The sequence below is a fragment of the Mesorhizobium sp. M1D.F.Ca.ET.231.01.1.1 genome (assembly GCF_003999155.2).
In the GTDB taxonomy this organism is placed as follows: Bacteria; Pseudomonadota; Alphaproteobacteria; order Rhizobiales; family Rhizobiaceae; genus Mesorhizobium.
The window spans coordinates 615,022-638,764 of the sequence record NZ_RZOZ02000001.1; the positions used below are offsets into that span (position 1 = coordinate 615,022).

The 23,743-nt window shown below is 64.5% G+C and carries 19 protein-coding genes; 8 read left to right on the top strand and 11 right to left on the bottom strand.

The window, feature by feature from the left end; translation table 11 throughout:
* Positions 1-66: 66 nt before the first annotated feature.
* The 5 genes from glp to EN874_RS03115 all read right to left on the bottom strand — a co-directional run bounded on the left by glp (position 67) and on the right by EN874_RS03115 (position 5,590).
* Entirely contained in the window at positions 67-1,272 is a 1,206-nt protein-coding gene (gene glp / locus EN874_RS03095; RefSeq protein WP_127424007.1) for a gephyrin-like molybdotransferase Glp, read from the bottom strand.
* A 1-nt stretch (position 1,273) separates the two neighbouring features.
* Positions 1,274-1,768: a cyclic pyranopterin monophosphate synthase MoaC gene (gene moaC, locus EN874_RS03100; protein WP_127424008.1), complete on the bottom strand. Its 495-nt coding sequence runs from the start codon at positions 1,766-1,768 to the stop codon at positions 1,274-1,276.
* A 66-nt stretch (positions 1,769-1,834) separates the two neighbouring features.
* The gene (gene trpC, locus EN874_RS03105) at positions 1,835-2,686 is read right to left on the bottom strand and encodes an indole-3-glycerol phosphate synthase TrpC (RefSeq protein WP_127424009.1); all 852 of its coding nucleotides are present in this window, start codon (positions 2,684-2,686) and stop codon (positions 1,835-1,837) included.
* A gap of 4 nt (positions 2,687-2,690) precedes the next feature.
* Positions 2,691-3,701, bottom strand: a complete 1,011-nt coding sequence (gene trpD, locus EN874_RS03110) for an anthranilate phosphoribosyltransferase (RefSeq protein WP_127424010.1) — start codon at positions 3,699-3,701, stop codon at positions 2,691-2,693.
* A complete protein-coding gene (locus EN874_RS03115) occupies positions 3,698-5,590 on the bottom strand; it encodes a SurA N-terminal domain-containing protein (protein ID WP_127424011.1) in 1,893 nt (630 codons plus the stop codon). The genes trpD and EN874_RS03115 overlap by 4 nt, the downstream gene beginning before the upstream one ends.
* 144 nt (positions 5,591-5,734) lie before the next feature.
* On the opposite strand from EN874_RS03115, the gene tpiA reads away from it, so the two are divergent.
* The 5 genes from tpiA (at position 5,735) to EN874_RS03140 (ending at position 10,887) form a co-directional block, all read left to right on the top strand.
* On the top strand, positions 5,735-6,502 hold the full coding sequence (gene tpiA, locus EN874_RS03120; protein ID WP_127424012.1) for a triose-phosphate isomerase: 768 nt from the start codon (positions 5,735-5,737) through the stop codon (positions 6,500-6,502).
* A 169-nt stretch (positions 6,503-6,671) separates the two neighbouring features.
* Positions 6,672-7,148, top strand: coding sequence for a preprotein translocase subunit SecG (gene secG / locus EN874_RS03125; protein WP_127424013.1), 477 nt, complete (start codon positions 6,672-6,674; stop codon positions 7,146-7,148).
* A 212-nt stretch (positions 7,149-7,360) separates the two neighbouring features.
* On the top strand, positions 7,361-8,473 hold the full coding sequence (locus EN874_RS03130; RefSeq protein ID WP_127424014.1) for a L,D-transpeptidase: 1,113 nt from the start codon (positions 7,361-7,363) through the stop codon (positions 8,471-8,473).
* Positions 8,474-8,701: 228 nt separating this feature from the next.
* On the top strand, positions 8,702-10,339 hold the full coding sequence (locus EN874_RS03135; RefSeq protein ID WP_127424015.1) for a CTP synthase: 1,638 nt from the start codon (positions 8,702-8,704) through the stop codon (positions 10,337-10,339).
* Positions 10,339-10,887 (top strand): DUF1697 domain-containing protein, encoded by a 549-nt coding sequence (locus EN874_RS03140; protein WP_127424016.1) that lies wholly within the window; start codon positions 10,339-10,341, stop codon positions 10,885-10,887. The genes EN874_RS03135 and EN874_RS03140 overlap by 1 nt, the downstream gene beginning before the upstream one ends.
* Positions 10,888-10,933: 46 nt before the next feature.
* Here EN874_RS03140 and EN874_RS03145 read toward each other — a convergent pair whose 3' ends face one another.
* Entirely contained in the window at positions 10,934-12,391 is a 1,458-nt protein-coding gene (locus EN874_RS03145) for an NCS1 family nucleobase:cation symporter-1 (RefSeq protein ID WP_127424017.1), read from the bottom strand.
* 307 nt (positions 12,392-12,698) lie between these two features.
* Here EN874_RS03145 and EN874_RS03150 point away from each other — a divergent pair, with 307 nt between their 5' ends.
* A complete protein-coding gene (locus EN874_RS03150; RefSeq protein ID WP_126089203.1) occupies positions 12,699-13,001 on the top strand; it encodes a DUF982 domain-containing protein in 303 nt (100 codons plus the stop codon).
* Positions 13,002-13,087: 86 nt separating this feature from the next.
* Here the strand turns inward: EN874_RS03150 and EN874_RS03155 are convergent, their stop codons facing one another.
* From EN874_RS03155 to EN874_RS03165, 3 genes are all read right to left on the bottom strand, one after another.
* The gene (locus EN874_RS03155; RefSeq protein ID WP_127424018.1) at positions 13,088-14,614 is read right to left on the bottom strand and encodes an HlyD family type I secretion periplasmic adaptor subunit; all 1,527 of its coding nucleotides are present in this window, start codon (positions 14,612-14,614) and stop codon (positions 13,088-13,090) included.
* Positions 14,615-14,617: 3 nt separating this feature from the next.
* A complete protein-coding gene (locus tag EN874_RS03160) occupies positions 14,618-16,360 on the bottom strand; it encodes a type I secretion system permease/ATPase (protein WP_245513476.1) in 1,743 nt (580 codons plus the stop codon).
* A 111-nt stretch (positions 16,361-16,471) separates the two neighbouring features.
* Positions 16,472-20,092, bottom strand: a complete 3,621-nt coding sequence (locus EN874_RS03165; RefSeq protein WP_135882192.1) for a DUF5801 repeats-in-toxin domain-containing protein — start codon at positions 20,090-20,092, stop codon at positions 16,472-16,474.
* Between the two features lie 506 nt (positions 20,093-20,598).
* Between EN874_RS03165 and dusA the strand changes: the two genes are divergently transcribed.
* Positions 20,599-21,609, top strand: coding sequence for a tRNA dihydrouridine(20/20a) synthase DusA (gene dusA, locus EN874_RS03170; protein ID WP_127424019.1), 1,011 nt, complete (start codon positions 20,599-20,601; stop codon positions 21,607-21,609).
* 7 nt (positions 21,610-21,616) lie between these two features.
* Here the strand turns inward: dusA and EN874_RS03175 are convergent, their stop codons facing one another.
* Positions 21,617-22,321 (bottom strand): TIGR02281 family clan AA aspartic protease, encoded by a 705-nt coding sequence (locus EN874_RS03175; protein ID WP_127424020.1) that lies wholly within the window; start codon positions 22,319-22,321, stop codon positions 21,617-21,619.
* A gap of 27 nt (positions 22,322-22,348) precedes the next feature.
* Positions 22,349-22,579 carry a DUF1289 domain-containing protein gene (locus EN874_RS03180; RefSeq protein WP_127424021.1) on the bottom strand — a complete coding sequence of 77 codons (231 nt, stop codon included), beginning with the start codon at positions 22,577-22,579 and terminating at the stop codon, positions 22,349-22,351.
* Positions 22,580-22,743: 164 nt separating this feature from the next.
* Between EN874_RS03180 and EN874_RS03185 the strand changes: the two genes are divergently transcribed.
* Positions 22,744-23,739 (top strand): nicotinate-nucleotide--dimethylbenzimidazole phosphoribosyltransferase, encoded by a 996-nt coding sequence (locus tag EN874_RS03185; protein ID WP_127424022.1) that lies wholly within the window; start codon positions 22,744-22,746, stop codon positions 23,737-23,739.
* Positions 23,740-23,743: the final 4 nt, after the last annotated feature.

Consider the following 23,743-nt stretch of genomic DNA (forward strand, 5'->3'; position numbering starts at 1 on the left):
AAACACTATCTGTTCCAGTTGTGTTCCGCAACCGTTTAAAGTTTAGTGAATGTGTTGACGTTTTGTTCAGCGTAACATCAGAACGCTGCATTCGGCGCCGGCTTCCGCCGCCGGGGCGAAGGGCTCGCGCACGATCAGGCCGTTGGCGTCGGCGAGCGTCCTCAGCATCGAGGAATCCTGGATGCCGAACGGTGTCGCGACCAGCCGTCCGGCCTCCTCGCGCACGACGGCGCGCACATAGTCCTGCCTGAGATCGTTGGCGCGCATCGCGGCGGCCAACCGGGCGGCGCGGATGTCCTGTCGGTAGTTGCGGCCACCCAGCTGCGCCAGAAGCGGCTTCAGGAACAATTGCGAGCAGACAAGGCTCGCCACCGGATTGCCGGGCAGGCCGATGCAGCGGATGTTGCCTAGCCGGCCAAACATCAATGGTTTGCCGGGGCGCATGGCGATCTTCCAGAAATCGAGCTGCATGCCTTCGCCGGTCAGCACGTCGTGGATGAGGTCGTGGTCGCCGACCGAGGCGCCGCCGAGCGTGACGATGACGTCGGCGCCGGCTGAGACCGCTTTCCTGACCAGAGCCGCGATTGCGTCCTGCCGGTCGGCGGCGATGCCGAGGTCGAGCGCGCGCGCCCCGACCGACTGGGCCGCGGCGGCGACGCCATAGGCATTGGACGAGATGATCTGGTCGGGACCGAGCGCGCTGCCGGGCGGCAATAGTTCGTCGCCGGTGGCGATGATCGCGACCAGCGGCTGCCGCACAACATTGAGGCTCGGGTGGTTGCCCGACGCCGCTAGCGAAAGCGCTGCCGGATCGAGCTCTCGGCCTTTATGGAGGAGCACGTCACCTTCGCCGAAGTCGAGCCCACGGCGACGGACGTTGCGTGCCTGCGCGGTCGGCTCGGTCACTTCGATGCTGCCACCACCGAGGTCGCGGACATTCTCCTGGATAACGACGGTGTCGGCGCCCTCGGGAAGGGGCGCGCCGGTGAAGATGCGCACGGCCTCGCCCTTGCCGATGGAGCCGGCAAAGCCTCGCCCGGCGGGCGCCATGCCGACAACGGAGAGCCGCACCGGCACTGACGCCACGTCCTCGGCGCGTGCGGCGTAGCCGTCCATGGCCGAAGCGTTGAAGGGCGGCTGCGTGCGCAGCGCTGCCACCGGTTCGGCCAGCACACGGCCTGCCGCATCGGCGAGCGGAACGCTTTCGCCAGGCAGCGCGGTCGCGCCATCCAGCAGGCGTTCGAGCGCCTCGGCGACCGGAACCAGCGCCATCCTAGGAGCCTGCCCCATGTTCGGCAGCTTTGTAGTCACCCGACTTGCCGCCGGTCTTCTCGACCAGCCTGATGCCGGAAATCACCATGGCGCGGTCCGCTGCCTTGGCCATGTCGTAGATGGTCAGGCAGGCGACGGACGCCGCGGTCAGCGCCTCCATCTCGACGCCCGTCTTGCCGGTGACGCGAGCAAGCGCGGTGACCCTCAGGCCGGGGAGCGCGCGGTCGGGCTCGATATCGACCGCAACCTTGGTGAGAAGCAGCGGATGGCAGAGCGGAACAAGCTCATGCGTCTTCTTGGCGGCCATGATGCCGGCGATGCGCGCCGTGCCAAGCACGTCGCCCTTCTTGGCGTCGCCGGCCAGGATCATCTCCAGCGTTTCCGCCCGCATGGAAACAAAACCTTCGGCAATGGCCGTTCGCGTCGTCTCGGCCTTGTCGCCGACATCGACCATGTTGGCTTCGCCCTTGGCGCCGAGATGGGTAAGCGCAGGCATCCTCAAACGGCCTTAGAACGACGTGCGTCCACTTGGACGCACAAAGTACGTTCTAACACTTTGAATCTATGCATCGTGCTCTCCAAAAATCGGAGTCGATTTTCGGGCCGATGCATTGGCCGGAGCCTTGCCCGTCAACAGAAGCGCGGTCGCGGCGGCCACGTCGGCCTGCCGCATCAGGCTCTCGCCGACGAGGAAGGTGCCGATCTTGCTCTTCTCCAGCCGGCGGCAGTCCTGATGGGTGAAGATGCCGCTCTCGCTGACCAGCAGCCGGTCGGCCGGCACCATGGCGGCAAGCCGCTCCGAAACGTCGAGGCTGGTCTCGAAGGTCCGCAAATCGCGGTTGTTGATGCCGATCAGCCGAGACGAGAGCGTGAGCGCGCGCTCCATCTCCTTCTCGTCATGCACCTCGACCAGCGCGTCCATGCCGAGCTCGAAGGCCGTTGCCTCGAGCTCGCCGGCCAGAACGTCGTCGACGCTTGCCATGATGATGAGGATCGCGTCCGCGCCCCAGGCCCGCGCCTCGTGGACCTGGTACGGGTCGAAGAGGAAATCCTTGCGCAGGGCGGGCAGGCCGACGGCGGCGCGCGCGGCTGTCAGAAAGCCCGGCGCGCCCTGGAAGGACGGGGCGTCGGTCAGCACCGAAAGGCAGGCCGCTCCGCCTTGCTGGTAGGCCCTGGCGAGCGCCGGCGGATCGAAGTCTGCGCGGATCAAACCCTTGGAGGGGCTTGCCTTCTTGATCTCGGCGATCAGCGCGAAGCCGCCGGCCTTCCGCCTGGCCTCGAGGGCCGCAAGGAAGCCGCGCGGCGGTTCCGCATCCTTCGCCTTCGCCTCGACCTCGGCAAGCGGCGCGCTGAGCTTCGCCGCGGCGATCTCTTCGCGCTTGTAGGCTTCGATCTTGCGCAGGATGTCGGACAAGGTTCTAACCGTTCGAAATCTCGATGAGCTTGTCGAGCACCGCAGGCGCCCGGCCGCTGTCGATGGCTTGCGCGGCGGCCCCAATGCCGTCGGCGAGCGTCGTCGCCTTGCCGGCCACCACCAGCCCGGCACCGGCATTCATCAGCACGGTGTCGCGATAGGCGCCGGCATCGCCGCGCAGCATATCGCGCAATGCCTTGGCATTGTAGGCCGCATCGCCGCCGCGCAGCTCTTCCTTGCTGTGGCGCTTCAGCCCCACCACTTCCGGGGTGAGCGTGAAGCTGCGGATTTCGCCGCCGGCAAGCTCAGCCACCTGCGTTTCGCCGGTGGTGGTGATCTCGTCATAACCGTCGCCATGCACGACCCAGGCGTGATCGGCCCCAAGTGCTTTCAGTGTCTCGGCCACCGGCATGATCCATTCCGGCAGGAAGACGCCGACCATCTGGCGGCTGACGCCGGCCGGGTTGGACAGCGGTCCAAGCAGGTTGAAGATGGTGCGGGTGCCGAGCTCGCCCCGGATCGGTCCGACATGCTTCATCGCCGGATGATGCGCCGGCGCGAACATGAAGCCGACTCCGGCCTCGTGGATGCAGCGGCCGATCGTCTCAGGCGGAATGTCGATCTTGACGCCGAGCGCCATCAGCACGTCGGCGGAGCCGGTCAGCGAGGACAGGCCGCGATTGCCGTGCTTGGCGACCGGAACGCCCGCCGCCGCGATGACGAAGGCCGAGGCGGTCGAGATGTTGACCGAGTGCGAGTTGTCGCCGCCGGTGCCGACGATGTCGATGGCGCCATGCGGGGCTTCGACGCGCAGCATCTTGGCGCGCATGGTGGCGACCGCGCCTGAAATCTCGCTCACGGCCTCGCCGCGCACGCGCAGCGCCATCAGGAAACCGCCGATCTGGCCCGGCGTCGCATCGCCCGACATGATGATGTCGAAAGCCTCGCGCGCTTCCTCGAAGGAGAGCGCGGTGCCAGTGGCGACCTTGGCTATGTGTGTCTTGAGAGCGCTCATCGTGTCTGTGCTTGCGATACGGCGGCCGGATCGATGCGAACGTCATACTGCGACTGCAGCTGCGCCACCAGCTGGTCGAGCAGGTCGTCGGATATGCCGGCGCTGAAGGATTTCTGCGCATCGTCCGGGACGGAGCTGCCATCGGCGCCGGCCGGTTCAAAGACTTCGGCGACCTTGAACAGGATCTGGCCGTCGCCGGTGGGCGAGGGGATCAGGCCCGTGCCGCCTTCGCCGACGCCGAACATGGCCGCGGCACCTTCCTTGCCGAAATCGGCATCGTCGGCTTCGCGCTTCAGGCCGCGCTTGGTCTGCTTCTCGAGCTTCAGCTCGCCTGCGATCACATCGAGCGCCGTGCCGGCCTTGAGGCGCTTTTCCAGCTCCCCGGCCTTCGCGTCGAGCCGCTTGTCGGTCTCGGCGGCGGTCCAGTCGGCTGCCACCTTCTGGCGGACTTCGTCCAGCGTGCGGTCGCGCGCTGCCGTGATCGATTGGACTTCATAGAACACGAAGCCGTTGTCGGCGGTCGTCAGGCCTTCATTCTCCGTGTTCGGCTCGGCCTCGAAGACCGCCTTGATGAGGTCGGCCGATTGCGGCAGGTCGTTGACGACCGTGTCGTCCGGCCGCTGGCCGGTGCGGTCGATGGCGTCGACGGTGACGGCCTTGAGCTTCAGCTTTTCCGCCGCCTGGGCAAGCGAGGCGCCCGAAGCGCGGGTGTCCTCGTAGCTGTCGTGGACGTCGAGCAAGATGCGGCTCGCCTCGCCGAGCGCCATGTCCTTGCGGATCTGGTCGGACACTTCGGAGAGCGACTTCACCACCTGCGGCTTGATCTCGGTGACGCGCAGCAGCACCGGGCCGAAGGCGCCCTGGACCACCGGGCTCACCTCGTTGGCGTTGAGCGAGAAGGCTGCGTCGGCGACCGCCTTGTCGGCGATCTTGTCCTTGGCCAGCGTGCCGAGCAGCGTGTCGGCCTGGGTCTTGCCCTCGGCGGTGACGATCTTGTCGAAGGTGGCGCCGGTCTTCAGGGAGTCATATGCCGCCTTGGCCGCGTCCGCCGTCTTGAACACCAGCTGTTCGATGGTGCGCATTTCGGGCGTGGTGTAGCGCGCCTTGTTCTTGTTGTAGTCGTCGGCGACCTGGCTGTCGGTCACCGCCGTCGGGTCCATGATGTCCTGCGGCTCGAGCCGGACATAGGAGAACTTGCGGTACTCGGGCGCGGCGTAGTTCTTCTTGTTGGCCTCGAAATAGGTTTTCAGCGCACTGTCGGCCGGCGCCTCGATCGGCTGCACCAGTGTCTTCGGCAGGACGAGATAGTCGATCGTGCGATCCTCGCCGCGATAGAGCGCGACCGCCTTCAGGAAGGTCTGCGGCGCCTTGAGGCCGTCGGAAATCGCCTCGACGATCTGCTGGCGCACGGCTACCTGCGAGCGATTCTTGAGATAGTCCTCCGGGCGCATGCCGACCTGGCGAAGCAGATATTCGAAGGTCCTGCGGTCAAACTGGCCGCTCGGGCCTTTGAAGGCCGGATCCTCGCGCGTCAACTCGGCCAGCCGGTCCTTGGAAAGCCCAAGCCCGAGCTTACGGGCCTGCTCGTCGAGCACGGCACCCGAAACGAGTTGCGCCAGAACCTGGTTGTCGATGCCGAGCAGCTTCGCCTGCTCCCGCGTGATGCGCTGGCCGTATTGCTGCGACAGCAGATTGATCTGGCGATCGTATGCCAGGCGATACTCGTTGATCGACACCGTCGTGCCGCCAGCGGTAATTACGGAATGATGGCCGGCCAAGGTTCCCGACAGACGCCCGGAAATGCCCCAGACGGCAAAGCTCACCACCAGCAAGGACAGCAACGCCTTCGCGACCCAGGTGCCCGCCGCGCTTCTCAATAAACCAAGCATGCTTACTTCCGATTTTTGCGCATTTTCGCATGCGCCGAGTCTGAAACAAGCGCAATAGCGTCCTTCCGGTCCACTGTCGATTGCTTTGTGGCTTGATTTTGGTAGTGAGGGCGCTGCCTTATGTCGCCTGGAGAAACCGACCCCATGACCCCTGGAATCCGTCCGCTCGTTGCCGGCAACTGGAAAATGAACGGCACCAGCGCCTCGCTCAACGAGCTGAGGATGATCGGCAACGGCTTCATGAGCGGGCTCGATGCGGAGACCGAGGCATTGGTCTGCGTGCCGGCGACCCTGCTTCACCAGGCCGCCGAGATCCTTTCGCGCACGCCGGTTCGCGCCGGCGGCGAGGATTGCCATCCCAAGGAGAGCGGCGCCTATACGGGTGAGATTTCGGCCGAGATGCTGAAGGATGCCGGCGCCAGCCATGTCATCGTCGGCCATTCCGAGCGCCGCGAGCAGTGCGGCGACGACGACGCGATCGTCCACGCCAAGGCGTCGGCGGCCTGGCGGGCAGGGCTGGTGGCGATCATCTGCATCGGCGAGACACGCGCCGAACGCGAAGCCGGCGCGACGCTCGATGTCCTGTCGCGCCAGCTCGACGGTTCCGTGCCTCCAAGCGCCACCGCCGCCAACACCATCATCGCCTACGAGCCCGTCTGGGCGATCGGCACCGGCCTGACGCCGACCGCCGCCGATGTTGCGGACGCGCATGCGCATATTCGCGGCAAGCTCATCGCGCTGCTCGGCGATGCCGCGGCCAGGATGCGCATTCTCTACGGCGGTTCGGTCAAGCCATCCAATGCGGCGGAACTGCTTGGCGTCGAGAATGTCGACGGCGCGTTGGTCGGCGGCGCAAGCCTGAAGGCCGCCGACTTCCTCGCCATTGCGGAAGCCTATATGAACATGGCGTAGCCGCAGGGGCCTTCCCATGCGGCAGAGGCAGGCTGAAATCGTTGCAATGGCCGCATTGCTCCCCATATTCCCGGCCACGGGCTTGGAAATGCCACCAAAGCATTGTAAGGAGCCGCCTCCAAATCACCGGCCGTATGCGCGGCCGCGCACGGCCTCGCCAGGATAAATTATGGAAACCGTACTGATCGTCGTTCACCTCATGGTCGTGCTCGCCCTTGTCGGCGTGGTGCTGCTGCAGCGTTCCGAAGGCGGCGGTCTCGGCATCGGCGGCGGTTCCGGTTTCATGACGGCGCGGGGCGCCGCCAACGCGCTGACCCGCGCCACCGCGATCCTGGCGGCGGCTTTCTTCGTTACCTCGCTCGCGCTATCCGTCCTCGCCCGCTACGGCGAGAAGCCGACCGACATTCTCGATCGGGTCCCCAGCAAGGGCGTGCTCAACCAGCTGCCGGGCGCCAATGGCCCGGTGGGCAGCTCGCAGCCGGCAGCGCCGTCGGGCGGCACGACGACCACGACGCCGCTGTCGGATGGCGGCACCACCACGGCTCCGGCCACCGTTCCCACCACGCCGGCGCCCGCGAATCCGACCACGCCGCCGGCCACGAACGGCGTTACCTTGCCGGTCACTCCGCAGGTTCCGAACCAGTAGCCAGGCAAGCATTGCCGCCGCGACCTGTTGTTCTTTGAACACAGTCGCGGCAAATGCCGCTTCATCACGAAGATTCAACCAAGCGTAGCGCGTTACTCAGCTTGAGGGCGCGCTGGCTAATCGATTATAGATTGCGCGCGGCACTTTTCGGCGTCCTTGGGGGGCGCCGGGCGCCGCCGTGGGCAACTCGCATAGAAAATCGGATCTTCGCCATGCAGCTTCGCAGCTTCATCCTTTTGGGATTCTGTGCCGTATTCGGCATGGGATCCCCGGCCTTTGCCTCGCCGGCAAACCTGGCCACTTCGCCGTCGGTAGAGAAGACCGACGCAATTCCCGTCGCCGCCAAGAGCGACGCATCACAGCTGAGGCTTCTCAAGAAGAAGAAAAACCCGACCTCGGTCGACCTCGCGGAGATCAAGAAGCTCGAGGCCAAGATCGCTGCCGACAGGGATGCGGCCAAGGAAAAGGCGCTCGAAGCCCGCAAGCTGGCGATGCGCGAGGCGGCCAAGGCCAAGGCCGACGCGGCCCGCCAGGAATGGCTTGCCAAGAAGGGGTCGGCAGCATCGACGGAAGTGGCCGATGCCAGGCCGCTCAAGAAGATCACCAGGATCATCGCGCCGCTCGAGCCAGTTTCGCCGATCCAGACCGACGAGCCGATGACAGCGGACGCCATGAACATTGCGGACACCGGCAACAACGGTGAGCTGCGCAGCGAACAGCCGGGGCAGAAGCAGAGCAGCGGTGGGCTGTTCGCGGGCCTGTTCGGCGGTCAGTCGGTGACCTCGATCAACTATCTGCCCGAGACTCGCGCGCTCGATTCGGCGCTCGCCAAGAAGGACGCCAAGAGGCCATTCAAGGTGAAGCCGGAATTCGTGCCGCAGGACGTCACGTTCACTGGGTACGAGCCGGGCACCATCGTCATCGACACCAGCGCCCGCCGCCTCTATCTCGTCGAGTCGTTTTCCACGGCGCGCCGCTATGCCATCGCGGTCGGTCGCGAAGGCTTGCAGTTCAAGGGTACCGTCGCCGTTGGCGACAAGCAGGAATGGCCGCGCTGGATCCCGACCCTCGACATGCAGAAGCGCGAGCCGAAGCACTATGGCCAATACAAGGACGGCATGCCCGGCGGCGGCGAGAATCCGCTCGGCGCGCGCGCCATCTACCTTTATGACGGCAAGAAGGACACGCATCTGCGCATCCACGGCACGATCGCGCCGCAGTCGATCGGAACCAGCGCTTCCAACGGCTGCTTCCGCATGATCAACGAGCACGTCATGGACCTCTACAGCCGCGTCAAGATCGGCACCAAGGTTGTTATTATATAACAACTCAGTCGTTATTATCTGACGCGTTCACGCAAACTGCCGAAAGGGCCGGCACCGCCGGCCCTTTTGTTTTGAGTTCTTGTTTTGACGCATGTCGTTCTCCCAAAACCGCTTGGCGCTTTTGGCGACATGCTTCGCGAACGCCCACAGCGGGCACCGGCGCCATTTTGGGAAAAAGCCTTCGCGGCGGTTTTTTCTCTGGCGGAATCAATCAGGCCGCGTTAAGCGATGACTCCCATGGCGCGATATGTATTCATCACTGGCGGCGTGGTTTCCTCACTCGGAAAAGGCATAGCTGCAGCAGCTCTTGGGGCTCTCCTGCAGGCGCGAGGCTATCGCGCGCGGATCAAAAAGCTCGATCCCTACCTCAATGTCGACCCTGGAACGATGTCGCCCTACCAGCACGGCGAGGTGTTCGTCACCGACGACGGCGCCGAGACCGATCTCGATCTCGGCCATTACGAGCGCTTCACCGGCCGCTCGGCCAATCAGCAGGACAACATCACCACCGGTCGCATCTACAAGAACATCATCGAGCGCGAGCGGCGCGGTGACTATCTTGGCGCTACCGTTCAGGTGATCCCGCACGTCACCGACGAGATCAAGCATTTCGTCCTCGACGGCAATGACGATTACGACTTCGTACTCTGCGAGATCGGCGGCACCGTCGGCGACATCGAGGCGATGCCGTTCCTCGAAGCGATCCGCCAGCTGGGCAACGACCTGCCGCGCAACAACGCCGTCTATGTGCATCTGACGCTGATGCCCTACATTCCGACCGCAGGCGAGTTGAAGACCAAGCCGACGCAGCATTCGGTCAAGGAATTGCGCGGCATCGGCATCGCGCCCGATATTCTTCTGGTGCGCGCCGACCGGCCGATCCCCAAGGAAGAGCGCCGAAAGCTCTCGCTGTTCTGCAACGTGCGCGAAAGCGCCGTCATCCAGGCACTCGACGTGCCGCACATCTACGACGTGCCGATGGCCTACCACAAGGAGGGGCTGGATTCGGAAGTGCTCGCCGCCTTCGGCATCGACCCGGCGCCGAAGCCGCGCATGGAGCCCTGGCAGGCGCTCTCCAGCCGTATCCACAACCCGGAAGGCGAGGTGACGATTGCCGTCGTGGGCAAATATACCGGCCTCAAGGATGCCTATAAATCGCTGATCGAGGCGCTCTCGCATGGCGGCCTCGCCAACCGCGTCAAGGTCAAGCTCGACTGGATCGAGAGCGAGATCTTCGAGAAGGAAGACCCCGCACCCTGGCTGGAAAAGGTGCATGGCATCCTCGTTCCTGGCGGTTTCGGGGAGCGCGGTTCGGAAGGCAAGATCCTGGCGGCAAAATTCGCGCGCGAGCGCAAGGTGCCTTATTTCGGCATCTGCTTCGGCATGCAGATGGCCTGTATCGAGGCGGCGCGGTCGCTCGCCGGCGTCGAGCATGCGTCGTCGACCGAGTTCGGCCTGACCGAGGAGCCCGTCGTCGGCCTGATGACCGAGTGGCTGAAGGGCAACATGCTGGAAAAGCGCAGGGCCACCGGCGATCTCGGCGGTACGATGCGGCTCGGCGCCTACCAAGCCGATCTCGCCAAGGGTTCGAAGATCGCCGAGATCTACGGCGACACGCAGATCTCCGAGCGCCACCGGCACCGCTACGAGGTGAATGTCGACTACAAGCAGCGGCTCGAGGATTGCGGCCTGGTGTTTGCCGGCATGTCGCCGGACGGCGTGCTGCCGGAGACGGTCGAATATCCCGACCATCCCTGGTTCATCGGCGTGCAGTACCACCCGGAACTGAAGAGCCGCCCGCTCGAACCGCATCCGCTGTTCGCCAGCTTCATCTCGGCCGCGGTGGAACAGTCGCGCCTCGTTTGATGCGGACATACATCGCGCTGCTCTACAGCATCCTCCTCGGCGAGGGACGGCGGGTCGTCATGGCCGACCTCAAGGCGATGGCCGAAGGCGTCGGCCTGAAGAACGTCCGCACGCTGGTGGCGACGGGCAATCTGGTCTTCGAGGCGCGGACGGCCAAGATTTCCGGTCTCGAGCATCGGCTGGAGAAGGCCTTCGAAGAGACCTTCGGCCGTCACGTCGACATCATCGTGCGCGGCGCCGAGGACTGGCTGAAGCTCGCGGCCAGCAATCCGTTTCCGGCCGAGTCCGCCGATACGGGTGATCAGGTCGCGGTGCGCGTGATGCGCAGCCCGGCGCCGGCCGAGGCCGTTGCGGCGCTGCATTCCTATGCCGCCGAGGATGAGAAGGTGGCTTCGGTCGACGGCGATATCTGGCTTGTGTTTTCGCGCGAGCGGCCAAGTTCGCGGCTGCTTGCAGCGGCAAACCACAAGCGCATGGGCGTCGGCACTTCCCGCAACTGGAATACGGTGCGCAGGCTGGCGGAGATGGTTAGGGGAATAGGGGAATAAGGCTCGCCTGCTCCCCTACTTACCTGCTCCCTTACTCCCCCAATTCTCAGGCCTTCGCCGTCCGGGCGCCCGCGCCCAGCGCCATGGTGCGCAGCACGTAGTAGACGGCGCCCGCGATCGCCACGCCGAAGAACCAGCCATAGACGCCCCACCAGGACGGCAGCCAGTTGGTGAAGTTGGGCAGGATCGAGGAGAAGATCGCGCCGATGCCGGCGGCGATGAAGGCGTTGACGTGCCAGCCGCCCTGGAAGCGGAACTCGCCGTCCTCCCGGTAGAGCGCGTTGACGTCGACCTCGCCCTTACGGATCAGATAGTAGTCGACCATCATCACGCCGAAGATCGGCCCCATCGTCGCGCCGATGATGTTGACGAAGGAGGCTGCGCTGCCTTCCCACGGCGCGAAGGGATAGAGCACAAGCGCAATCAATGCAGCGATATAGCCGCCCTTCTTGAAGTCGATCTGGCGCGGGAAGACGTTGGAGAAGTCGAAGGCCGGCGAGACGAAGTTGGCCACGACGTTGATGCCGAGGGTCGCCACCGCGAAGGTCAGCGCCGCGAGAGCCGCCAGGAACCAGCTGTCGAACTTTGCCGAGATCTGGTCGGGATGCAGCAGCACCTCGTGGTATACGTCGTAGGCGGCGATCGTGGTGACGCCGGCGACCAGCGAGAACAGGATCAGGTTGACGGGCAGGCCCCAGATGTTGCCCTTGCGCAGCGCCGCATTGTCCGGCGCGTAGCGGGCGAAATCGCAGAAGTTGAGGTAGAGAGCCGAGAAATAGGTCACCCAGATCGCCGCCACCGCGAACAGCGCGGTCCACGATCCCGGTTCTCCCGGCACGCCGGCATCCTTGGTCTTGTCGAGCAGCACGTCCATCGGGATGTCGCTGGTGAAGGCGAAGGTGCCCGACTTCACGCAGAGATAGATCGCCAGGATCAGCATCATCACCCACACGGCGGGGCCGGCCCAGTCCTGGAAGCGGCGCACCGTTTCCATGCCCTTCTGGATGATCAGGAGCTGCAGCGCCCAGATGACGACGAAGCAGATCACCTCCAGCGTGGAATGGCCGAGCAGATGCGAGGTCTGGTTGAATTCATTGAACCACTGCAGCCGGGTCAGCAGCGCGACGATCGCGCCCGATGCGGCGGCTGTCTGCGCGCCGTACCAGAAGCAGGCGACGACGGCGCGCACCAACGCCGGGATGTTGGCGCCCCAGATGCCGAAGGAGGCGCGCGCGAGCACGGGGTAGGGCACCCCGGTCTTCACGCCGGCATAGCCGACCAGGTTCATCAGCGCGTAGATGATCAGCGAGCCGATGCCGATGGCGATGATGAAATTGACGAAGCCGCCGCAGAACAGGAACAGACTGGCGGCGAGATAGTAGCCCCAGAGACTGTGGACGTCGGAGGTCCAGACGTTGAAGATCGAAAACGGCCCCCAGTTCCTGACCGTTGCCGGAGCCAGATCCTCGTTGTAGAGGCCGGGCGATGCGCCTTGTATGGTCATTGCAAGTGTTCCCCTTTTTGCAAAACGCGCCCTCACGCGTTAACTGTCGAGGTTAAGCCTGACGTTGGGGAACCGACAAGCAACCCATTTGCCGGCTTTGGCCTTAAAGTCATTCAATGAGAATCGCGCTTCTCGTTGCGCCAAAAGCGGAATCGCCTTTATTGAGTCGGCTGCCGAACAGCCCGCTGAGTCGCGTTCTATCCAGTTCCGAACTTTTTCGGCCGGCAACCAAATTTGTTTGGAACCAAACCGCCGGACGTGCGTTTAATGCGGTTCGGCCGCGATGCGGTCGGCCGGGAGGATAATGATGGATCGCTTGCATTTCTTTACCCCAGTGCGGATTGCGCGTGGGCAGGGATACCCCTTGGAGGAAGTCGACAGCGTCTCCGAAGCAATGGTGTTCCTGCGGAAGTGGCCAACGGGAAGACGCGGCCCTGTTTATCAATGCGCCGTGAATTGCTGCTCGGCGGCTGTGGCTGGCAAGATGTCGGCCGAGGAGGCGAGGAAGGCCTTCGTCGGCTTTGCCCGCATCACCCGGATACTCGACGACGACATGGCGCTGCCTCTGGGCGGCGCGTCCATGGACAACGTCTACGCTCTGAGGCGATAGCACCGTCCCAATCCTCCGGCAGCCTCGGCTGCCGGCTGGATTGACGAGACGCCGGCCCGAGGCCGACGGTCGCTGTTGTTTTGTCTTCAATTCTCCCTGAAGGAGCGTGTCAGCGAGGCCTCGACCGGGGCCACCATATAGTCGAGCAAAGTGTGCTCTCCGGTCAGGATCATGACTTCGGCCGGCATGCCGGGGGACACGCGGATATCATGCAACTCCGCGAGATCGGCCGCGTCGACCTTGACCTTGGCGAGGAAATAGGGCTCGCCGGTCCTCTCGTCCGTCAGCCGGTCGGCCGACACCGAGGTGAGCAGGCCATGGATCTGCGGCAAATGCCTGCTCGGATAGGCCGTCAGCACCACGCGGGCCGGCATGTCCGGATGCACCACGTCGATGTCCGTAGGCCTGATCCGGGAATCGATGACCAGATTGGGCTCGTTGGGAACGATATCGAGAAGCGGCTGGCCGCTGGAGATCACGCCCGATTCCGTTGTTACCCGCAGGTTCATCACCGTTCCGGCGATCGGCGCGACGATATCCGTTCTTGCCAGCACGTCCTGGCGTGAGGGCAATTGGCTGCGCAGTTCGGCGAGGTCGGTGCGCACCTTGGCGAGATCCTCATTAGCGCTCTCGCTGTCCTGCTGACGCAGGTTGAGGAGCTGGAATTGGGTTTCGCCGATCTGCTGATCGTTCTTCGCCACCTGCGCCCGGTTCGACGCCTGATTGGCACGGATATCGGCCTGGGAGCGCTGCAGCGCCAATATCCGCGGCAGGCGTTCCAGCCCTTTCTTGTAAAGCTCCTGCGCGGAAGCGATCTCCTGGTCGATCAGCTTGAGCTGCTCCGCCTCGGCAGCCATTACGTCCCTTGATCCCGCGCTTTGCTCCTCGATCTGCGCGATGCGCTTATTGAGGATCTGCGTGCGCCCGTCGCGGGTTGCGAGGCGGCTGTCGAGCAGCGCCTGCTCTTCGGTGACCACCTTTCGCGCCAACTCGCTGTCGATCGATGTCAGCTCCTTGGGAAAGGCGATCCGGTCCTGGCCGGCAAGCTCCGCGACCAGGCGCGCCTCGCTTGCCAGCAGGCGGATATAATGCCCCTGCAACTCGTCGTAGCGGCCCTTGGCCTCGGTAGTCTTCAAGCTGATGAGCACCTGGCCGGCGCTGACCTGGTCGCCCTCCTTGACATGGATCGCCCCGATGATGCCGCCCTCAAGATGCTGGACCGTCTTGCGATAGCCTTCGGGGCTGACGACGCCATTGGCGACGACCGCGCTTGCCAGGAGCGCGACGCTCGCCCATGCGGCAATGCCGCCGACGAAGACGATAGCCGAAACGGAGCCCAGCATGCGCGCGGGCCGCGTCCGTTGATTGAGGTCGCGCTTGCTGGCTTCGAGGGCGGGCGAGCGACGGCGAAACAGCCGCGAGATCAGCAACAGTATAAGCGCGCCGGCTGCCGCCATCATGGCGAGACGCGTCGGCTGGTTCAGCCCGTCGAACCAGGTCGATGCCGCGGCGGTCAGAGCGCCGGCGGAAACGGCCAACCTGTCGCCCAGCTCGCGCAGGCTGTCCACCAGTCCGGCCAGCATTGTTGAGTAGTCGCCAAATCGCTCGTTCATGGCTCACTCCACCGCCTTCAGGTTCGCGGCCGCATTGGCGGCAATCTTGTCCCGTATTGCCGACGGCACCGGAATGCGCCTGGGTTGGCCTGCCAGCGCGCCGAGCACTTCGTCGCGCGGGCCGAACATCGCGACGGATCCATCGCGGAGGAAGACGACATGATCGGCCGTGCGCAGAAGGTTGGTCTGATGGCTGACGACAACGACCGTGCGGCCGCGCTCCTTCAACTGCTGAAGCACGTTGAACAGCGCCACCTCGCCTTCGCCGTCGAGGCCGGTGTTCGGCTCGTCGAGAACGACCAGCGGCGGGTCGCCGAGCAGCGCCCGGGCCAGCGCGATGCGCTGGCGCTGGCCGCGAGAGATGCGGGCCCCATGCGGTCCGACCTCGGTCCGATATCCGTTCGGCAAGCGCAGGATCATCTCGTGGATGCCGGCGAGCTGCGCCGCGGCGATGACGGCCTCGCTGTCGACATCGCGAAGGCGCGCGATGTTCTCGGCGATTGTCCCCGGGAAGAGTTCGACCTGTTGCGGCAGGTAGCCGATATGCTGGCCGAGCTCGTCCGAGGGCCAGTTCCACACCTCCGCGCCGTCCAGCCTGACATGGCCGAGCGAAGGACGCATCGTGCCGACGATGAGACGGCACAGCGTGGTCTTGCCGGAGCCGGACGAGCCGATCACACCGCAGGTCTGGCCGGGCTCGACACCGAAGCTTATCGCGTTCAGCAGGGCCTGTGAGTTTCCCGGCACGTAGTAGTGCAGGCCTTCGAGTTTCAGCCGGCCCTGCGGGCGCGGCAAGGTGACGCCGGCCTTCCGCGTCGCCGCGCTGTCGAAAAGGCTAATCAGGTTGCGGCGCGCGGTTCGCGCGCTGAGCAGGCTGCGCCAGGCGCCGATCGAGCGCTCGATCGGCGCCAGCGCACGACTGAGCAGGATGGAAGCCGCGATCATCGACCCGCCCGTCAGTTCGCGGCGCAGGACGAAATAGGCGCCGAGCCCCAGCACGGCCACCTGGAGGGCGAGACGCAGCGAGCGCGACAGGCTGCCGATGACGGTGGTGCGATGGAAAATCCGGGACTGGAGATGCGTCAGCGACTGCTGGTTCTGCTCCCAGCGCAGCAGCGCCGGCTCCGACATGCCGAGCGAGCGCAGGGTCTCCGCGCCATCGATGAATTGACCCACGGCGGCCTGGCTGCGGCGCAGTCCCGCGGCCGCTTCCTGGCCCTTGCGGCGGGTGAGGAAATCGTTGGCTAAAGCGCAACAGAACAGGAGCACGGCGCCGGCGACGCCGAGCATGCCCAATGCCGGATGCAGGAACCACATGAACGCCAAAAAGACGGGTGTCCACGGCGCGTCGAGAAAGGTCAGTATGCCGTCGCCGGCAATGAAGCTGCGCAGATCGCCAACGTCCTTCAGGCCGGCCTCGAGGTTGCTGCCGGCCAGCCGCGCCTCCATGGCGCGTTCGATCACCGGCACGCTGAGCTGGTCGTCCAGCCACTGGCTTATATGCCCGAGCATCATCCGGCGGGCGTGTTCCAGCAGGCCATAGACGGCGATGGCGCCGATGACGGCCAGAGTTAGCCACAGCAGCGTGTCCATCGAGCCGCTCGAAAGCACCCTGTCGTAGATCTGCAGCATGTAGACGGTGCTGGCGAGCAGGAGGATGTTGGTAAGCAGGCTGAAAAGGAGGAGGGCGGGCGCCTGACGGCGCGCCAGGCGCATCACTTCCTGGAATTGCGGTCTAGGCTGCATCACGGAACCCCCCGTTTCGATCCTTTTGCCGTTGGCCGGCCGGCGCCGCACTGGCGTCCGGCCGGGGTGGTGTCATACGGGGGCGGCATTGGCTGCCCCCGTTGGCAGGTGTCAGCCGATGTGGACATCTATGAACTGCGTCGCAGTCGTATCGCCGTCGGCGTCGGCCACCTGGAAGGAGAATTGGAGATCGGCGTCCGGCGTCTGGGTCACGGTCGAGGTGAAGCCGATATCCGTGATCTTGAGCACGTCGTTGTCGACGGTGTCGAAGGCGTGGGTCCCGGTGCTGGCACCGCCGCCGGCGTCGGCCGTGGTCTTTCCGTTCAGGTCGATGGCCGTGCCGCTGATCCCGTTGCCCGACTGCATGATCTGGACACCCTGGATCACATAATGATCGCTGCCCGTGTTGTAGTCGTTCTGCTCGATGATCACGAGGCCGTCATTGTTGTCGAGCGTGAACTCGTTGCTGTATGGAGCCGGGACCTGACCCTTCCGGAAGATGTCGTCGTTCGAGACGTACACCGCTTTCGTGATCGAGTTGGTACCGTCGGTCAGGTCGAGGATCAGCATCAGATCCTCGCTGTTGCCGATGCCGTCGAACTTGATGGCAATGGCGCCGGCCGTCGCCGTGTTCGTCGCAGTCTGCAGCACTTCGCTCGCGATACCGACGTTGTCGTTGAAGAAGCGCAATGTCAGCAGTTCGCCCTTCTGAATCGTGTCGCCGGCAACACCGTTGGTGGCCTGTGTAGCGGACACCCACGTTTCATTGTTGTTGCTGACCATGTCGTGGGCACTGCCGGTGAACGTGGTATCAGGGGGGGTAGTGTTAGATTTCCCCTCACCATTGCTCGTCAGGCTGAACGGGTTGGCCTTGTTGACCAAGTTGCCCGTGAACTGCACGTAGAAGTCTTCGTCAACGTTCAGCGTGGTCGGGTCGTCCGCGGCCAGTTTTTCCAGCACGATCGGCGGGTGGCCCGAGTTGCTCGTGGGCTGCTTCGACAGGAACTCACTGGTGTGAATGATGTCGAAGCTGGTGCCTTCGAGCGGGTCGGTTAGGGTGATGGTGTAAGTGTCGTTGACCTTGTCGAAGACAAGGGTGCCGCCCGCCGTGCCGGTTTGGACGTTGGGCGCCGGGTCCTTGTCGTAAGTGAAGGTGAAATTGAAGGTCGCGGATATGTCACTCTCCGAAGCGAGCGTCACATCCGACGTGACAAGATTGCCGCCGCCGCCGCCGGTGATTGTGCCGGAAAGCCCGATCTGGATGCCGGGAGTCACGGCGTCCTGGTCGACGAAGTCCGAGTGCGTGGCATCGTAGAACGCGGCCGGGTGAGCGTCCGCGCCGATGTCGTAGCCGAAGTCTCCGCTGGCCGACGCGTTGGCCGCGTTTGCCAGAGTCTCGTTCTGGATACCTACAGTGTCGGGATCACCATCGAACGGCTTCGTGATCGTCGGACCGTCGTCCTCAAAGGTGAAGGCCGTGCCGATATTGGCAGTATCCGAGGCCGTGTCACCGTCACCATCGGTGGCGGTGGCAGTCAGCGTCACCAGGTCGGCCGAGGCAAGCACCGCCGCCGAAGCGCCGCTCTCCACCGGGTCGGTCGGATCGTCATGGATGATCGCGCGGTCCTGGGTCAGCGTCACCTCGCCGGTGTTCTCATCGACGCTGATCACGAAGGCGACAGTGCCAGTGGCGTTCTGCAGATAGCCCTCGACTTCGCCGCTGGCATTGACGCGCAGCAGAATGTTGTCGCCGCTAAGCGTGTCGTCGACGCCGCTGTCGACCCCTGCGCTCTTCACGCCGAGCTCATAGGTGACGGCGCCGCCGTCGGCGCCGAGGTCGGTGGTGAAGGCCGCAGCGAATCCTGCCGATGTGGTATCGGAAAGATCCGAATCGTCGGTGACGAGTGTCGGAACGGTGCCGTCCGCCGTCACCGTCGGGCCGTCGTCCTCGAAGGTGAAGGCGGTGCCGATATTGGCCGTCGCATCAGCGGTGTCGCCGTCACCATCGGTGACGGTCGCCTTCAACGTCACTAGGTCGGCCGAAGCAAGTACCGCCGCCGAAGCACCGGTCTCCACCGGATCTGTCGGGTCATCATGGACGATCGCACGGTCCTGGGTCAGCGTCACCTCGCCGGTGTTCTCATCGACGCTGATCACGAAGGCGACAGTGCCAGTGGCGTTCTGCAGATAGCCCTCGACTTCGCCGCTCGCATTGACGCGCAGCAGAATGTTGTCGCCGCTGAGTGTGTCGTCGAGGCCGCTGTCGACGCCTGCGCTCTTGACGCCCAGCTCATAGGTGACGGCGTCGGCGTCGGTGCCGGGGTCGGTGGTGAAGATGCCCGAGAAGTCTGCCGATGTGGTATCCGGGATGTTGGTGTCGTCGGTGGTCAGTGTCGGAACGGTGCCGTCCGCGGTCACCGTCGGCCCGTCGTCGTCGAAGTTGATGAGGGAGCCGACCTCTTCGGTGTGGGCGTTGGTGGTCGTCGCCGAGTAATGGACCTCGGTGATGTCTAGCCCTTCATTTGCATCGATCGCTTCCACCTGCAGTCGATCCATTGGGCTGCTGGTCGTGAAATCGACGGTGGTGATGTTATCGAGCCCGGTGATGGTTACGACGTTCCCGGTGCCGCTAAGCCCCGAGACGTGGATGGTGTCGCCGCTTCCCGTGATATAATCGCCATCGGCAGTGATGGTGGCGGCAACGCCCGATTGGCCAGTCAATTTGATGCTGGTGATGTCCACGGGGTCAGTCGGACTGCCGTCGAAGAAGTCCGAGCCTTGCTCGTTGCCCTGAACGTTGAACGCGCTGATCTTGATGTCGACCCGGCCTGACGGAGTCGACGGCGTGAGTTGGTTGATGATGAAGCCAGCCTGCGTGACGGTCTCAAGATGGGTGCCGTACGCAATGTCCGCGCCATCACCTGCGCCGTCGGTACCGCCGGTCACAAAGTCGATCTGCAGCACTTCATGTCCTAGAGGTTGTTTCTGCCCGTCCGTATCCGGTTGGATGCTCTGGTTATCGACGCCAAAACCTTGCTCACTCACGTTGCACTCGCTGTTGACCAGCGGGCTGTTGGGGTCGAGTTGGCTCGACCGCACCAGCCCCGTCACCAGCACCTGCTTGGAGGCGTCATCGGGCGAACTGAGCAGGTTGAATTCATTACTGCCGGGATGGGCATTCTCACCGGTAAAACTGATCTGGGAGGTGCCCTCGATCGAGGCGAACACCTTGTCCGTCAGATCGATGAGGTCGTCGTCCGCCTTGGTCGGGTCCGGATTCTGCAACGCCACATACTGAACCAGGTAGAGGTCCGCATTGGTGTTGCTGGTGGGATCGAGCCCAAACGAGAAGGCGAGATCGCCGCCCTCATCGGGCTCGGCGGTCGGGTCGGAGGTGCCAATGACGCCGATCACGACATCTGGATTGGTCAAGTCCTGGAACAGCCAGACATAATTGCCATCGACCGTCTGGATGTCGGTGAGTACGCCGTCGGTGGTGGAAAACGCCGTTCCCGACAAGTCCTGGGTGAGGACGACTGAGGTGATGGTTTCTCCGGGGTCCCCCGAAGCCACCACGAAGTCGGCCTGGTAGGCGGTTTCCAGTGGAGTGCCGAGGCCCAGGAGATGTAACAATGTGAGGTTGGTATTGCCGGTCGGGTCAATATCACTGGGCTGCTGGAGACCGGTGCTCTCGTCGATGATGATGTCTTGAGCTGTGATGTCGAGTGCCATTGCAAATTCTCCCTGGTTTCAATGCGACAGGCGCGGTATCAGCCCCAACGCTGGCGACCGGTCGCATGGGCGCGCATCCGCTGGCTGAGGCCAGCGCTGCGCGTCATCGTTAAAAGGAAACTGGAGTTTGTTTGACGCTCGGGGTAGAGGGTGTTGAGGGGGCCGCCGCGCCCCCGCTCCATGCCCCGTCAGGCAATTCTGGGCGGATGCGTCCTATGCGCATCGGTGACCCACCAGCGGCGGGCACCAAGAATCAACGATGAGGGCATACTCAACCCCGCCCCTCTTCAACAGGCTATTGACTGCCTGTACGCCTCCCGCTCAGAACTTGAGCACGAAAAGTTTACTCTTATTTGTGGAAAGTTAAAATCGGACTGTTGCTTTTGTGACAAAAGTGTGACGTAGGAAATGGTCTAATCGATCATGGGACCTTTGTCCCTGTCCATTCGAACTGTATGAAACTAAAAGAGAATTTCGCGATCCGCATCTACCAAATATGGAAGATGATGCAACAGAAAGAACTCAAAAAGGCGATGCAACCGCTGCTTGCTATAGCACCAATGATGGATTGGACGGACCGGCACTGCCGGTTCTTCCACCGCCGGCTGACGCGCCGCGCGCTGCTCTACACCGAGATGGTCGTGGCCGACGCCGTCATCCATGGCGCACGCGAGCGACTGCTTGGATTCGACGATGCCGAGCATCCGGTTGCGCTGCAGCTTGGCGGCTCGGATCCGCGAAAGCTTGCCGAAGCAGCGGTGATCGGCGAGGCGTTCGGCTACGACGAGATCAACCTCAATGTCGGCTGCCCGTCCGACCGCGTCCAGTCGGGCACGTTCGGCGCCTGCCTGATGAAGACGCCGGCGCTGGTGGCGGACTGCGTCGCGGCGATGAAGGCGGCGGTGAAGATCCCGGTCACCGTCAAATGCCGCATCGGCGTCGACGACCAGGACCCCGAACCCGCGCTCGACACGCTCACAGACGGCGTGCTGGCGGCGGGCGCCGATGCGCTCTGGGTGCATGCCCGCAAGGCGTGGCTGGAGGGGCTGAGCCCCAAGGAAAATCGCGAGATCCCGCCACTCGACTATCCGCGCGTCTACCGGCTCAAAGCCAGGAAGCCGAACCAATTCATCGGCATCAATGGCGGCATTCAATCGCTCGACGAGGTTTCGGACCACCTCCGCCATGTCGACGGCGCCATGCTCGGCCGCGCGGCCTATCATACGCCCGGCATCCTCACCGGGATCGATGCCGCAATCTACGGCGAGGTGCCGGTCGCTTTCGACTACGCGGCGCTCATGGATGCAATGGCCGGCTACGCTGCGCGCCATATCGAGAAGGGCGGGCGGCTCGGTCATGTCACGCGCCATATGGTCGGGCTGTTCCACGGCCTTCCCGGCGCGCGCCGCTACCGGCAGATCCTGTCCACCGACGCCAACAAACCCGGCGCCGGGCCGGAGGTGCTGAAGACGGCGTTCGCGGCAATCGATTTTGGGGCGGAGGCCGAGGCAGCCTGAGCCAGGTTCAATCCCGAAGGATCATGCGGTCGCCGCGCACGTCGAAGCCCGAGAGCGAGCTGATGAAGTTCATGCCGAGCAGGCTTTGCTCGAGCATGCCGGGCGCCGCGACCATGACCGGCATATCCTTGCGTACGATGCCGCCGATCGCGACCTCGCCGATCCTGACGGTGGCGGCACGCGCCATGCCGTTGGCGGTCGAAACGTCCACGGTGTAGCTCAGCGTGGCCGGGTTGAAGCCGGCCGCCTGGGCGTCCTCCGCCGTCAGCACCGTGCTGGTAGCGCCGGTATCGACCACGGTCCGCACCGGCGCGCCGTTGACGAGAATTCGCGCCTCGAAATGGCCGTTGTCGGCCTTGTCGAGCGTCACGGTGGCGCGGCCATTCTCCACGCCGAGCGCCAGCGGGCTTCCCGGGACAAGGCCGGCCGTCACGCGGCTGACAACGTCCTGCAGCTCGTAGCGATATTGGTAGCCGGCGATCAGCGCCAGCACGATTGCCGCCCAGACGCCGAGATTGCGCGCCATGTCGCCGAGCGGCCGGCCCGAGCGGACGAGGCTGGCGCCGATCACCGCTACCAGGACACCAACCCAGATCAACCGGCTGAAATCGTGGTTCTCGATGCCGAAGGTGCGGCCGGCGGAATCGTTCATCATCAGCAGGATCACTCCGGCGCCGATCACCAGCATGACGATCCAGAACAGGCGGTTCATGACCAACCCCTTCTCACGGCCGGCTCTTCACAGCATGTCACGCTCGCGCGCCATGCGGGCGCGCCGCGTCTCGCGCCGAGGCCTGCGCTCGACCGTCTCCAGCCGCTGCGGCAATTCGGCCATGACAGCACGCCGGACTTCCGGCGTCATCGCGATCCAGCCGGCGATCTCATCGCGCGTGCGGCCGCACCCGAAACAGAAGCCGGTTTTCATGTCGATCGAGCAGACGAGTATGCAGGGAGACTCGATGGCGGTCATGCTGTTCTCTTGCCTTCACTCCACATGGTGCAACCGCAAAGCCAATGCAAGCCCTCCGCAATGCGCCGCCGACCGGCGCTTTCGCGGCATCGCCGGGGCGGTTGTGCCGGGCGGTGAAGGCGGCTATGCCGCTGCCTGTTCCCCGCAAAGAGACAGCATCCGACATGACCGCAAAGCCTTTCGATGATTTCCGCACCCTCCTGGCGACGCTGCCGCCGGCGGATGCTGCCGCCGAAGCCCGCGTCCGCGCGCTGTTTGCCAGCGCCGACAAGCCGAAAGCCTCTCTGGGCCGGATCGAGGACATCGCGGCCTGGCTCGCCGCCTGGAGCGGGCGCGCGCCGCCGGCCGTCAACCGGCCGCTGGTGGCGATCTTCGCCGGCAATCATGGCGCTGTGAGGCACGCCATCTCGCCGCGGCCGGTTTCGGCGACCGCCAATGCCGTTGAACTCTGCGCTGCCGGAGGTGCGGCAATCAACCAGGTCTGCATCGCCAACGATCTCGGCCTGAAGGTCTTCGACCTGGCGCTGGACATTCCGACCGGCGACATCACGCAAGAAGCGGCGCTCGACGAGCGCGGCTGCGCCGCCACCATGGCCTTCGGCATGGAAACGGTCGCCGGCGGCGCCGACCTTCTTTGCCTTGGCGATCTCGGTGTCGGCAATTCGACTATTGCGGCCGCGCTCAGCGCGGCGCTGTTCGGGGGCAAGGGCGCCGGCTGGGTCGGACCGGGATCGGGGGCCGATGCGGCAATGATGGCGCGCAAGACGGAAACGGTCGATCGGGCGCTGGCCTTCCACGGCGCCGGCCTCGGTGACCCGCTCGAGGCGTTGCGCCGGGTCGGCGGCCGCGAGTTCGCGGCGATCTGCGGCGCCGTCCTCGCCGCCCGCATGCAGAAGATCCCGGTGCTTCTCGACGGCTTCGTCGCGACGGCAGCCGCCGCGGTTCTGCACAAAGCCAATCCTTCCGCCATCGACCATTGCCTGCTTGCCAGCCTGTCGCCGGAGCCTGGCCACGCCGAAGTCGCCAAGCAGCTTGGGCTGGAGCCACTGCTCGATCTCGGTGTCGGTCACGGCGAAGGGGTGGGGGCAGGGCTGGCGGCCGGGCTGGTCAAGGCGGCGGCGCTCACCAGTTCGGGCATGGCGGCGGCGGTGCGGCTCTGAACCG